Source organism: Pseudomonas sp. XWY-1, assembly GCF_002953115.1.
Lineage (GTDB): Bacteria > Pseudomonadota > Gammaproteobacteria > Pseudomonadales > Pseudomonadaceae > Aquipseudomonas > Aquipseudomonas alloputida.
On record NZ_CP026332.1, the window covers coordinates 534744 to 547458 of the forward strand.

Here is a 12715-nt window from a genome sequence, read left to right on the forward strand (position 1 = left end):
ATGAAAACCGCATTTGTAACCGGTGCTTCCTCAGGCTTTGGCCGCGCCATCTGCTGCACCCTGATCGGCAAAGGCTACCGTGTGATCGGTGGAGCCAGGCGCATGGACAAACTGAAAGCACTGGAGGCCGAACTGGGCGTAAATTTCATTCCGCTGGCGCTGGATGTCACTGATTCAGTGTCGCTCGAGAAGGCGGTCGAGCAGATGCGTGAGGCGTCGCTGCAGATCGATCTGCTGGTCAACAACGCGGGACTGGCGCTGGGCGTGGACCGTGCCCAAACCAGCAGTGCCGCAAACTGGCAGCAGATGATCGACACCAACATCACCGGCCTGGCCATGGTCACCCACAAGATCCTGCCGCAGATGGTGGAAGCCGATAGCGGCATGATCATCAACATCGGCTCGATCGCCGGCACTTACCCCTACCCGGGCGGTAACGTGTATGGCGCCAGCAAGGCGTTCGTCCGCCAGTTCAGCCTCAACCTGCGTGCCGACCTGGCTGGCACCCGGGTGCGGGTGAGCAACATCGAGCCGGGGCTGTGCTCAGGCACTGACTTCTCGGTGGTGCGCCTCAATGGCGACATGGACGCCGTGCAGGCCTTGTATCGGGATGTAGAGGCCCTTCTGCCGGAGGACATCGCAGCGACGGTAGCCTGGGTTGCCGAGCAGCCGGCGCACGTGAATATCAATACCATCGAGATCATGCCTGTGGCGCAGAGCAGTGCGGCGCTGAATGTGGTGCGCAACCTGCCACGTGCCTGATCGGGGCCGCACTACTGACCCAGGTCATCGCACCTTCTGGATTCTTGACTAGTCTTATCCTTTGGCGGCCATCAATTGGCCGCCACCGTGACTACCAAGAGGCGCCGGCAATGTTCCGCGCGTCCACCACCTGATCAGGAGTGCACGATGGACCTGAACCGTCGGCAGTTCTTCAAGGTCGCCGCCGTCGGCCTTGGAGGCTCGAGCCTTGCGGCGTTGGGCATGGCCCCGACGCCGGCATTCGCCGAGCAGGTGCGTCACTTCAAGCTGGCGCATACCAAAGAAACCCGTAACACCTGCCCCTACTGTTCGGTCGGCTGCGGCCTGATCCTGTACAGCCAGGGTGATGCGGGTAAGAACGTCAAACAGAACATCATCCATATCGAAGGGGACGCCGACCACCCGGTCAACCGCGGCACACTTTGCCCGAAAGGCGCCGGCTTGCTGGACTTTATCCACAGCCCGAGCCGCCTGCAGTACCCCGAGGTTCGCAAGCCGGGCAGCAAAGAGTGGGTGCGGGTCAGCTGGGACGAGGCGCTGGACCGCGTCGCCGACCTGATGAAGCAGGACCGCGATGCCAACTTCATCGAGAAGAACGCCCAAGGCCAAACGGTCAACCGCTGGCTCACCACCGGTTTTCTTGCCGCCTCCGCCGCTTCCAGCGAGGCTGGCTACCTGACCCACAAGGTCATCCGCGCAACAGGCATGCTGGGGTTCGATAACCAGGCACGTGTCTGACATGGCCCGACGGTGGCAAGTCTTGCCCCGACGTACGGCCGTGGCGCCATGACCAACCACTGGTCCGATATCGCCAACGCGAATCTGGTCCTGGTGATGGGTGGCAACGCAGCAGAAGCGCATCCATGCGGCTTCAAGTGGGTGACCGAGGCCAAAGCGCACAACAAGGCGCGGCTGATTGTGGTCGACCCGCGGTTTACCCGTACCGCTTCGGTGGCGGATTACTACGCACCGATCCGTACCGGCACCGACATCGCCTTCATGGGCGGGCTGATCAACTACCTGCTCAGCAACGACAAGATCCAGCACGAGTACGTGCGCAACTACACTGACGTGTCGTTCATCGTCAAAGAGAACTATGGCTTCGAGGATGGGCTGTTCAGCGGCTACGACGAGGCCAAGCGTGTGTACACCGACAAGTCCGGCTGGGGTTACGAGCTGGGTGAGGACGGCTACGCCAAGGTCGACCCGACACTGCAACACCCTCGCTGCGTGTTCCAGCTGATGAAGCAGCATTACAGCCGCTATACCCCGGAACTGGCGAGCATGACCTGTGGCATGCCGCAGGACGCCATGATGAAGGTCTGGGAAGAGATCGCCTCCTGCTCGGTTCCGGGCAAGACCATGACGATCCTTTATGCGCTAGGTTGGACGCAGCATTCGATCGGTGCGCAGATTATCCGCAGTGCGGCCATGGTCCAGTTGCTGCTCGGCAACGTCGGCATGCCCGGAGGCGGGGTCAACGCCCTGCGCGGGCACTCCAACATCCAGGGCCTGACCGACCTCGGCCTGCTGTCCAACTCGCTGCCGGGCTACCTGACCCTGGCCGGTGACGCCGAGCAGGACTACGCCGCCTACATCGACAAGCGCGCTTCCAAGCCGCTGCGGCCTGGGCAGTTGTCGTACTGGCAGAACTACGGCAAGTTCCACGTCAGCCTGATGAAGGCCTGGTACGGCGCCAACGCCACGGCGGAAAACAACTGGGGTTATGACTGGCTGCCCAAACTCGATGTACCGGCCTACGACGTGCTGCGCATGTTCGAGATGATGGGCCAGGGCAAAGTCAATGGTTATATGTGCCAGGGCTTCAACCCGATCGCCGCGCTGCCGGACAAAAACCGCGTCACTGCGGCACTGGGCAAGCTCAAGTGGCTGGTGGTCATGGATCCCTTGGCCACCGAGACCTCGGAATTCTGGCGCAACGCCGGGCCGTTCAACGATGTCGACACGGCTTCTATCCAGACCGAAGTGATCCGCTTGCCCACTACCTGCTTCGCCGAGGAAGACGGCTCGCTGGTCAACAGCAGCCGCTGGCTGCAATGGCACTGGAAGGGCGCAGACGGCCCGGGCGAGACACGTACCGACGTGCAGATCATGAGCGAGCTGTTCCTGCGCCTGCGCCAACGTTACAAGGCCGAAGGGGGGACCTATCCTGACGCGATAATGAATATCAGCTGGCCGTACAAGATCCCTGAAGAGCCCTCCCCGGAGGAGCTGGCCAAGGAGATGAACGGCTGGGCGGTGGCCGATGTCACCGACCCGACTGGCGCGGTGATCAAGGCGGGCCAGCAACTGGCGGGCTTCGGCCAGCTCAAGGACGATGGCAGCACCGCGTCTGGCTGCTGGATCTTTGCCGGTAGCTGGACCGAACAAGGCAACCAGATGGCTCGCCGCGACAACAGCGATCCGTATGGCATGCACCAGGTGCAGAACTGGGCCTGGGCCTGGCCGGCCAACCGCCGCATCCTTTACAACCGTGCCTCCAGCGACCCGCAAGGCAAGCCGTGGGACCCGGAGAAAAAGCGCCTGGTATGGTGGAACGGCAAGGCCTGGACCGGCACCGACGTGCCGGACTTCAAGGTCGACTCGCCGCCCGAGGCGGGGATGAACCCCTTCATCATGAACCCCGAAGGCGTGGCGCGTTTCTTCGCCATCGACAAGATGGCCGAAGGCCCGTTCCCCGAGCACTATGAGCCCTTCGAAACACCGATCGGCATCAACCCGCTGCACCCGCAGAACAAGAAGGCCACCAGCAACCCGGCCGGGCGCATCTTCGATTCTGTGTGGGACACCCTCGGCACGCATGACGAGTTCCCTTATGCGGCGACCACCTACCGGCTGACCGAGCATTTCCACTTCTGGAGCAAGCATTGCCGGCTCAACGCCATTGCCCAGCCCGAGCAGTTCGTCGAAATAGGCGAGGTGCTGGCCAACGAGAAAGGCATCAAGGCCGGCGACCGGGTACGGGTGTCGAGCAAGCGTGGGCATATCGATGCGGTGGCGGTGGTGACCAAGCGGATTCGCCCGCTGCAGGTCAACAATCAGACCGTGCACCAGATCGGCATTCCGTTGCACTGGGGCTTCACCGGCGCTACCCGGCATGGCTACCTGACCAATACCTTGGTGCCGTTCCTCGGTGACGGCAACACGCAGACGCCAGAGTCCAAGTCGTTCCTCGTGAAAGTGGAGAAACTCTGATGGCCAGCCAAGACATCATCGCCCGCTCGGCCACCACTACCGTGCCGCCCTCGGTGCGTCAGCAGGAGGAGGTCGCCAAGCTGATCGACACTACCAAGTGCATCGGCTGCAAGGCGTGCCAAGTGGCGTGCTCGGAGTGGAATGAACTGCGTGACGAGGTTGGCCACAACCACGGCACCTACGACAACCCCCAGGACCTCACTGCCGAGACCTGGACACTGATGCGCTTTACCGAGCACGAGCGCGACGACGGCAACCTGGAGTGGCTGATCCGCAAGGACGGCTGCATGCACTGTGCCGACCCAGGTTGCCTGAAGGCCTGCCCGAGCCCGGGCGCGATCATCAAGCACGCCAACGGTATCGTCGACTTCAACCAGGACCACTGCATCGGCTGCGGCTACTGCATCACCGGCTGCCCGTTCAACATCCCGCGCATCTCGCAGAAAGACCACAAGGCGTACAAGTGCACCCTGTGTTCCGATCGCGTGAGCGTGGGGCTGGAGCCGGCGTGCGTGAAAACCTGCCCGACCGGGGCGATCGTGTTCGGCAGCAAGGACGAGATGAAAGTGCATGCGGCCGAGCGCATCGTCGATCTGAAGTCGCGGGGCTACGACAAGGCCGGGCTGTACGACCCGGACGGCGTCGGTGGTACCCACGTGATGTACGTGCTGCACCATGCCGACACGCCGAAGCTGTATGCCGGCCTGCCGGACCAGCCAGTGATCAGCCCGTTGGTAGGGTTGTGGAAGGGCTTCACCAAGCCGCTGGCGCTGTTGGCCATGGGCGCGGCGGTGCTGGCGGGGTTCTTCCACTATGTGCGGATCGGCCCACAGCGTGTCGAGGAGGATGAACACCCGAGACCGCCGGACGAAAGCGTGCATCAAGTGGACCCGTCGGTCCATGTCTATGATCCGAAGCAGCCCGGTGGGCAAGGGGAGCAGCGGCCATGAACGACAACAAACCCATCCTGCGCTACAACGCCAACGAGCGTAGCAACCACTGGGTGGTGGCGATCCTGTTCATCCTGGCTGGGCTGTCGGGGCTTGCGCTGTTCCATCCGGCGCTATTCTGGCTCAGCAACCTGTTCGGCGGCGGGCCGTGGACGCGCATTCTGCATCCCTTCATCGGTGTGGCGATGTTCGTGTTTTTCCTCGGCCTGGTATTACGCTTCTGGCGGGCCAACTTCATCACCGCCAATGACCGCCTGTGGCTGCGCCGGGTGGACCGGGTCATGCGCAACGAGGAGGAGGGCGTACCGCCGATCGGCAAGTACAATGCCGGGCAGAAGCTGCTGTTCTGGACCCTGCTGGTGTGCATGCTGGTATTGCTGGTCAGTGGCGTGGTGATCTGGCGCGCGTACTTCAGCCATTGGTTTGGCATCGATGCCATTCGCTTGTCTGCACTGCTGCATGCGCTGGCGGCCTTCGTGCTGATTCTCAGCATCATCGTGCACATCTACGCCGGCATCTGGATCAAGGGCTCGATCGGCGCCATGCTGCATGGCTGGGTCAGCCGCGCCTGGGCCCGCAAGCATCATGAGTTGTGGTACCGCGAAGTGACCGGCGACAAGACGCCGGGTGATCACGGACGAAAAGAAGGATAAGCGCTTGAGCACCCTACTCGAACCCGGGCAGATCGAAGCGTCGGCAGTCACGCCGCCATTTCTGCACCTGCCCGCCGCCAACCTGTTTGAACTGCGCGCCGCCCGCCTGGAGCAACTGGCTGAGGGCAACGCGCTTGGCGACTACCTGAGGTTGATTGCGCGTTTATGCCGCATCCAGCAGCAGCTTGTGGATAACCCGCCCAGCGGCTTGCCCGTGGCCGAGGAGCGTCAGCGCCTGTGCATGGACCATGGTTTGCCGCCGCTGGCGGCTGACAGCCTGGTGCGTGAAGGCCCATGGCTGGTCTGGTTGCAGGCACTGCTAGAGCACCTCAGCGGCGAACGCAGTGGCCCGCTGGGTGAGGCGCTGCAGGTGCTACGAGGCAGTGATGACAATCAGCGCAAGGGCTGGGGCATTGCTTTGCTGGCAGGCCAGTACGATGGTGTGCCTGCAGCACTGGTGCCGTTCCTCGGGGCCGCGTTGCAGGCGGCGTGGTCCAGCTGGCTGCTGGCGCTGCCCGCACACCAGCTCGAGCCTGCCGGCAGCCTGGCCCAATGCCCGGCTTGTGGTTCGCCGGCGATGGCCGGGGTGGTGCGCAACCGTGGAAAGCACAACGGTTTACGTTACCTGGCCTGTTCGTTGTGTGCATGTGAATGGCATGTGGTGCGGGTCAAGTGCGTGTACTGCGAGTCGAGCAAGGACTTGCGTTACACCAGCCTTGAGGATGATCGCCATGCGCCAGGCAAAGCGCCGCTGCGCGCCGAATGCTGCCCAGGGTGCGACAGCTACCTGAAGCAGAACTACCTGGAGAACGATGCGGCGGCCGAGCCGCTGGCCGATGACCTGGCCAGCCTGGCCCTGGATATACGCCTGGACGGGGAGGGGTTCCATCGCCTGGCGCCCAACCTGATGCTCGCCCCGGGAAGTGGCTGAGGGTCTACACTGAAACACCGACTTGCCTTCGTACCTACAGGTAATTGCGCCAACCTTCCGGATCACGCTGTACTTGTAGGAGCGGGTTCACCCGCGAATGGGCCAGCACAGACAACGGATCAGTCCAAGGTAATACCGCATGTCCAACAGCCTTGCCAGCGACACCCCACGCCTGCCGTCCATCGATACCCTCCTTCGCCACCCGGCTTGCCTCCCTCTGATCGATCGCCACGGCCGTGACGCCGTGCTGAATACCCTGCGCCAGTTGCTCGATGACCTGCGCGAGCCCGCCCGTAATGGCGAACTCGGCAGCGCCGAACTGGCTCCGGAAATCCTCCTTGGCCGCAGCGGCGAACGCCTCGCCCTCCAGCAACGCAGCCAGGTTCGCCGCGTGTTCAATCTCACCGGCACCGTGCTGCACACCAACCTGGGCCGCGCCTTGCTACCGGAAGAAGCCATCGAGGCCATGCAGACCGCCGCTCGTTACCCGCTCAACCTGGAATTCGACCTGGCCACCGGCAAACGTGGCGACCGTGATGACCTGATCGAAGGCCTGATCCGCGAGCTGACCGGTGCCGAAGCCGTCACCGTGGTCAACAACAATGCCGCCGCCGTGCTGCTAGCGCTCAACAGCCTGGGCGCGCGCAAGGAAGGCATCATCTCTCGCGGCGAGCTGATCGAGATCGGTGGTGCGTTCCGTATTCCCGACATCATGGCCCGCGCCGGCGTGAAGCTGCACGAGGTTGGCACTACCAACCGTACTCACGCCCGCGACTACGAGGCCGCCATCGGCCCGCGCACTGGCCTGCTGATGCGGGTGCATTGCAGCAATTACAGCATCCAGGGCTTCACCACCCAGGTGCCTACTGCCAAGCTGGCACGTATCGCCCACCAACATCAACTGCCACTGCTTGAAGACCTGGGCAGCGGCAGCCTGCTCGACCTTACCCGCTGGGGCCTGCCCGCCGAACCCACGGTACGCCAGGCTCTGGCCGATGGTGCCGATATCGTCACCTTCAGTGGCGACAAGCTGCTGGGTGGTCCGCAAGCCGGGATCATCGTCGGCCGCAAGGACTTGATCACCAGGATCAAGAAAAATCCGCTCAAGCGTGCGTTGCGCGTCGACAAGATCACCCTTGCTGCACTCGAAGCGGTGCTGGCGCTGTACCGCAACCCCGATCGCCTGGCCGAGCGCCTGCCCAGCCTGCGCCTGCTGACCCGCAGCCAGGCCGAGATTCAGGCCCAGGCCGAGCGCCTGGCGCCTGAACTCAAGGCGCGTCTCGGTGAGCAATGGGCAATCAGCGTAGAGCCCGCGTTGGGCATGATCGGCAGTGGCAGCCAGCCGGTTGCGCGCCTGCCCAGTGCCGCGCTGTGCCTGCGCCCGCAAGTGTCGAAGAAGTTGCGCGGGCGCAGCCTGCATGTGCTGGAGCGCGCCCTGCGCGACCTGCCGGTGCCGGTGCTGGGCCGCATTGACGACGATGCCCTGTGGCTGGACCTGCGCCAGCTGGATGACGAAGCCCAGTGGCTGGCCCAGTTGCCAGCCCTGCAGCTGGGGCCGGTGCAGTGATCGTTGGTACCGCTGGCCACATCGACCACGGCAAGACCGCACTGCTGCTGGCGCTGACCGGCCAGGCCGGCGACCAGCGGCAAGAAGAGCGCGCCCGCGGCATGACCATCGACCTTGGTTACCGCTATGCGGCGCTGAGCGAAGGCGCGCCGCTGACCGGCTTCATCGATGTGCCGGGCCACGAGCGCTTTATCCACAACATGCTGGCCGGCGCCCATGGCATCGACCTGGTGCTGTTGGTAGTGGCGGCCGACGACGGGGTCATGCCGCAGACCCGTGAGCATCTGGCGATCATCGAGCTGCTGGGCATTCCCCAGGCCTTGGTGGCGATCAGCAAATGCGACCGGGTAGAGCCGTCGCGTCTGGCCGAGGTGCAGATGCAAGTCAGTGAACTGCTGGCGCCTGGGCCGTATGCCGGTGCGCGGCAGTTTCCGCTGTCGAGCATCAGCGGGGAGGGCGTGGAAGCGTTGCGCCAGGCCCTGCTGGAGGCCGAAGCAGGTACACGGCAACGCAGTGTGCACGGTGGTTTTCGCCTGGCCGTCGACCGTGCCTTTGCGGTTACCGGCGCCGGTGTGGTGGTCACCGGCACGGCACTGGCCGGACGGGTCAGTGCGGGTGATACGTTGTTGCTGGGCAAGGCCGGCAAGGTGGTGCGCGTGCGTGGTCTGCATGCGCAGAACCAGGCCGCGTTGGTGGCAGAAGCAGGCCAACGGGTGGCGCTGAACATCGCTGCCGAGCGCCTGGCCGTGGAGCAGGTGCACCGGGGCGACTGGCTGGTGCCCGAATGGTTGCATGCGCCCAGTGTTCGGGTGGATATCGAGCTGTACCTGTTACCGGACGAGAAGCGTACTTTCGAACATTTCAGCGCCGTGCATGTGCACCTCGGCACCCAGGATGTAACGGCCCGGGTCGCCTTGCTCGAAGGCGAAAGCCTGGCTGCCGGCCAACGCATGTTTGCCCAGTTGCTGCTCAACGCGCCGTTGCAGGCCGTGCACGGCGACCGCCTGGTGCTGCGCGATCAGCGCGCCCAGCGCACGCTGGGCGGCGGCAAGGTGCTCGACCCGTTCGCACCAAGCCGCCAACGCCGTAGCGATGCCCGTCTGCAGCAGTTGCAGGTGCTGCGCGACGCAGCGGATCTGGAGCAGGCACTGCCAGCACTGCTCGCCAGTGCACCGGGCGGCATTAGCCCGCAGCGGCTCGAGCGGCAGTTCAACCGCCTGCGGGAAACCTGGCAGTTACCGGACGATGTGCGGGTGGTGGCCACCCGGCAGGGCCAACTGCTGTTCGCCAACGCTCAATGGCAGGCGCTCAAGCAGCAGGTCCTGGAGCAGCTGGCGCGCTTTCACGAGCAAGAGCCCGACCAGCTTGGCCCTGACCGTGATCGCTTGCGGCGCTTTGTAGCCTTGCCTCTGGAACGGCCGGCATTCGTCAGTTTGCTGGATGAACTGCTCGACGACAGCGCCATCGCCAGCAGCGGGCCATGGCTGCATCTGCCCGATCACAAGGTACAGTTGAGCGAAGCCGACAGTGCATTGTGGGCACGTCTGCAGCCGAAGTTGATCGCAGGGCAATTTGACCCACCCTGGGTCAGGACGCTGGCGAGTGAGGAGAACCGTGCCGAAGCCGATGTGCGCCTGTTACTGCGCAAGTTGGCCCGGCTGGGCCTGGTGCATCAGGTGGTGCGCGACTTGTTCTACCCCGAGGCGACGCTACAGCGCATGGCAGCGTTGATGCTGGGGCAGGCCAGTGAAACGACGATAGTGCAGGTTGCCGCGTTTCGCGATATGTTGGGCATCGGTCGCAAGCGCAGTGTGCAGATTCTGGAATACTTCGACCGCATCGGCCTGACCCGGAGGGTGGCCGACCAGCGTCACATCCGCGCCGACAGCGCCCTGGCTCAACAGCACGCCAGGCACTGAGTTCAAGGAAGGCAATCGCGCCCGGTGGCGCGGCCGGGCTTCAAACCCGGTTGGGGACGGCAGCCGTTCCCGGGCAGGTTCGACTCCCGCTGCCTTCCGCCATTTTTTCACCCTTTAGGGCCTCTTCGCGGGTGAACCCGCTCCTACACAGGAAACGCTATCGTCGTAGGAGCGGGTTTACCCGCGAAGAGGCCCTCAAGGGCGCTGATCAAGCCCGCTCGCCACACAAATCCAGGACAAACCAGCGGTCTGCTGCGTCAGCATCCGACCCTGCGCCCAGTAGCGCCATCATCTTGGCCAGTGCCGCTTCACGGGTCATGCCACCGCCACTGACCAGCCCGGCCCCGCGCAAGCGGTTGCCCGCCGCATAGGTGTCGAACACCACCGAGCCTTCCGGGCACTGGCTGATAGCCGCCAACATCACGCCGCCCTGGCGCGCTGCGCTCAGCACATTCAGCAGCGCCTGGTCATCCGACGGCCCGGTACCGCTGCCGTAGCACTCCAGCAGCAAGCCCTGCACACCACTGTCGATCAAGGCCTGCAAATGCCCGGCCTGAAGCCCCGGGAACACCGGCACAACCGCCAGGTTGACCGGTTTGCGCGGTTGCTTGTAGCCCAGCTCGGCAGGGATCGTATCGGCCCGCTCAGCGTCACGATGGCGCGGCAGCGCAGCAAAGGCATCGAACGCTTCGCTACGCAGCTTCGACGCCCGACAGCCATGCAGCAGCTGACCGTGGAAGTACAGTTGCACGCCATCTTCCAGGCCGTGCTCGAACTGGCGCAATGCGCCGCACAGGTTGTCCCAGGCATCGCTGTCGGGGGCACCTGCCGGCAGCATCGAGCCGGTCAGCACTACCGGTGCTGGCAGGCCCAGCAACAGGAACGACAACGCTGCAGCGCTGTAGGCCATGCTGTCGGTACCGTGCAGCACCAGCACGCCATCGTGGCCCGCTACATCCACCGCCGCGACGATGGCATCGCGCATCGCCAGCCAGTTGTGCTGTTGCATATTGGCGCTGTCGAGCAGCGGGTTCAGCTCGTGCAGTGTCCATTGCACCTGGGGTGCATTGGCCATCTGGGCAAAGTGTTCACGCATCCGCGCGTCAAAACCACCGGCCGGTGCCAGGCCTTCGGGGGTTTCGAGCATGCCGATGGTGCCACCGGTATAGAGAACGAGAAGATTCTTTACTGCGCGCATGGAAAGCATCCGTAGCGGTGAGCGGACAAAGAAAAGCCGCCCGCGGAAGGGGCGGCTGGGCAGGGGAGGATATCAGCGCTGCGTCTGAACTTGGCCGACTGCTTTGTCAGTGGCTGTTTCCACCTGAGGATTGGCAGGCCAGGCATTGCGGTCCAGGTCCAGGTCGGCAAACTTGGACGAGTCGAACACAGGCTGCTTTACACCGGCCTTGCGCTGCTCGTCGTAGTCGCGCATGACTCGCAGGCCGACCTTGAACAACATGGCCAGGGCCACCAGGTTGACGAAGGCCAGGCAGGTCATGGTGATGTCGGCGAAGGCGAACACGGTCGACAGGTCTTGCATCGAACCCCACACGACCAGTGCCAGTACCAGGCCACGGAACACCATCAACACTACGCGGTTACGGCTGAGGAACTGCAGGCTGTTCTCGCCGAGGTAGTAGTTGTAGAGGATGCAGGTAAAGACAAACAGCGACAGCGCCACGCTGACGAACACGCGACCCCAGTCACCGACTACGGCGGCCAGCGAGTTCTGGGTCAGGACAATGCCGTCGCCCTCGAAGCCCGGGGTGTAGAAGCCCGAAAGCAGGATCAGCAGTGCGGTGCAGGTGCAGATCAAGAAGGTGTCGAGGAACACGCTGAAAGCCTGGACCACGCCCTGCGCGCCCGGGTGTTTCACGGCAGCCACGGCAGCGACGTTCGGTGCACTGCCCAGGCCTGCTTCGTTGGCGAACACGCCACGTTTCACGCCCATGACGATGGCGCTGCCGAGCAGGCCGGCAAACGCCGGGTCGAGACCGAAGGCGCTCTTGAAGATGGTTTCCAGCATGGCTGGCACGTGTTCGATCTGGGTGCCGATCACGTACAGGGTCACGCCGATGTAGGCCAGAGTCTTGACGGGTACCAGCAGGTCCGACACCGCCGCGATGCGCTTGATGCCGCCGATGAAGGTGATGGCCAGCAGCACGGCCAGGACAATACCGGTGTGGCTTGGGTCGAAGGCAAAGGCATTCTGCAGCGAGTGGGTGACGGTGTACGACTGCAGGCCGATGAAGGCGAAGCCGTAGGTGACCAGCAGCAAGATCGAGAACACGATGGCCATGCTCTTGCGCTTCAGCCCGTGCTGGATGTAGTAGGCCGGGCCGCCACGGTACAGGCCGTCGCCATCAGCGCGCTTGTACACCTGGGCCAGGGTGCATTCGAAGAAGCTGCTGGACATGCCCACCAGTGCGGTGACCCACATCCAGAACACGGCACCTGGGCCGCCCAGGGTCACTGCGATACCGACACCGGCGATGTTGCCGGCGCCCACGCGGCCGGCCAGGCTCAGCATCAGGGCCTGGAAGGAACTCAGCTGGCCTGCCTGGCCACGCAGCGATTCCTTGAACACGCTGAACATATGGGTGAAGTGGCGGAACTGGACGAACCGGGAGCGGATGGTGAAGTAGCTACCCAGCCCTACGATCAGCACGATGAGGAGTTTCCCCGAAAGGAAATCGTTGATTACTTCGAGCATTGGA

The 12715-nt window shown here is 63.8% G+C and carries 9 protein-coding genes and 1 tRNA gene; 8 read left to right on the plus strand and 2 right to left on the minus strand.

From position 1 onward, the window contains the following. The 8 genes from PRJ_RS02490 (at position 1) to PRJ_RS02530 (ending at position 10100) form a co-directional block, all read left to right on the plus strand. Positions 1-762 (plus strand): SDR family NAD(P)-dependent oxidoreductase, encoded by a 762-nt coding sequence (locus PRJ_RS02490; protein WP_020192248.1) that lies wholly within the window; start codon positions 1-3, stop codon positions 760-762. Between the two features lie 147 nt (positions 763-909). Next, positions 910-3978 carry a formate dehydrogenase-N subunit alpha gene (fdnG, locus tag PRJ_RS02500; protein WP_147429950.1) on the plus strand — a complete coding sequence of 1023 codons (3069 nt, stop codon included), beginning with the start codon at positions 910-912 and terminating at the stop codon, positions 3976-3978. Next, entirely contained in the window at positions 3978-4928 is a 951-nt protein-coding gene (gene fdxH / locus PRJ_RS02505; RefSeq protein ID WP_104960694.1) for a formate dehydrogenase subunit beta, read from the plus strand. The genes fdnG and fdxH overlap by 1 nt, the downstream gene beginning before the upstream one ends. Further along, the gene (locus tag PRJ_RS02510; protein WP_011953329.1) at positions 4925-5581 is read left to right on the plus strand and encodes a formate dehydrogenase subunit gamma; all 657 of its coding nucleotides are present in this window, start codon (positions 4925-4927) and stop codon (positions 5579-5581) included. Before fdxH ends, PRJ_RS02510 begins: the two co-directional genes overlap by 4 nt. 4 nt (positions 5582-5585) lie before the next feature. Beyond that, the gene (fdhE, locus tag PRJ_RS02515) at positions 5586-6512 is read left to right on the plus strand and encodes a formate dehydrogenase accessory protein FdhE (protein WP_064492903.1); all 927 of its coding nucleotides are present in this window, start codon (positions 5586-5588) and stop codon (positions 6510-6512) included. Between the two features lie 139 nt (positions 6513-6651). Beyond that, entirely contained in the window at positions 6652-8079 is a 1428-nt protein-coding gene (gene selA, locus PRJ_RS02520) for an L-seryl-tRNA(Sec) selenium transferase (RefSeq protein ID WP_104960695.1), read from the plus strand. Then, positions 8076-9998 carry a selenocysteine-specific translation elongation factor gene (gene selB / locus PRJ_RS02525; protein WP_104962848.1) on the plus strand — a complete coding sequence of 641 codons (1923 nt, stop codon included), beginning with the start codon at positions 8076-8078 and terminating at the stop codon, positions 9996-9998. Before selA ends, selB begins: the two co-directional genes overlap by 4 nt. Before the next feature lie 6 nt (positions 9999-10004). Further along, positions 10005-10100, plus strand: a tRNA-Sec gene (locus tag PRJ_RS02530). Between the two features lie 106 nt (positions 10101-10206). Here the strand turns inward: PRJ_RS02530 and PRJ_RS02535 are convergent. Together PRJ_RS02535 and PRJ_RS02540 are read right to left on the minus strand one after the other, a co-directional pair. Further along, positions 10207-11205 carry an asparaginase gene (locus tag PRJ_RS02535; RefSeq protein ID WP_104960696.1) on the minus strand — a complete coding sequence of 333 codons (999 nt, stop codon included), beginning with the start codon at positions 11203-11205 and terminating at the stop codon, positions 10207-10209. 63 nt (positions 11206-11268) lie between these two features. Continuing rightward, complete coding sequence (locus PRJ_RS02540) at positions 11269-12711, minus strand: sodium:alanine symporter family protein (RefSeq protein ID WP_104960697.1); 1443 nt, start codon at positions 12709-12711, stop codon at positions 11269-11271. Positions 12712-12715 lie beyond the last annotated feature (4 nt).

What these genes read in the sequence shown, in the direction of transcription:
- PRJ_RS02490 (WP_020192248.1), top strand. Translation starts at nt 1, where the DNA reads ATGAAAACCGCATTTGTAACCGGTGCTTCCTCAGGCTTTGGCCGCGCC.
- PRJ_RS02510 (WP_011953329.1), top strand. Translation starts at nt 4,925, where the DNA reads ATGAACGACAACAAACCCATCCTGCGCTACAACGCCAACGAGCGTAGC.
- PRJ_RS02540 (WP_104960697.1), bottom strand. Translation starts at nt 12,711, where the DNA reads ATGCTCGAAGTAATCAACGATTTCCTTTCGGGGAAACTCCTCATCGTG.
- selA (WP_104960695.1), top strand. Translation starts at nt 6,652, where the DNA reads ATGTCCAACAGCCTTGCCAGCGACACCCCACGCCTGCCGTCCATCGAT.
- fdxH (WP_104960694.1), top strand. Translation starts at nt 3,978, where the DNA reads ATGGCCAGCCAAGACATCATCGCCCGCTCGGCCACCACTACCGTGCCG.
- PRJ_RS02535 (WP_104960696.1), bottom strand. Translation starts at nt 11,205, where the DNA reads ATGCTTTCCATGCGCGCAGTAAAGAATCTTCTCGTTCTCTATACCGGT.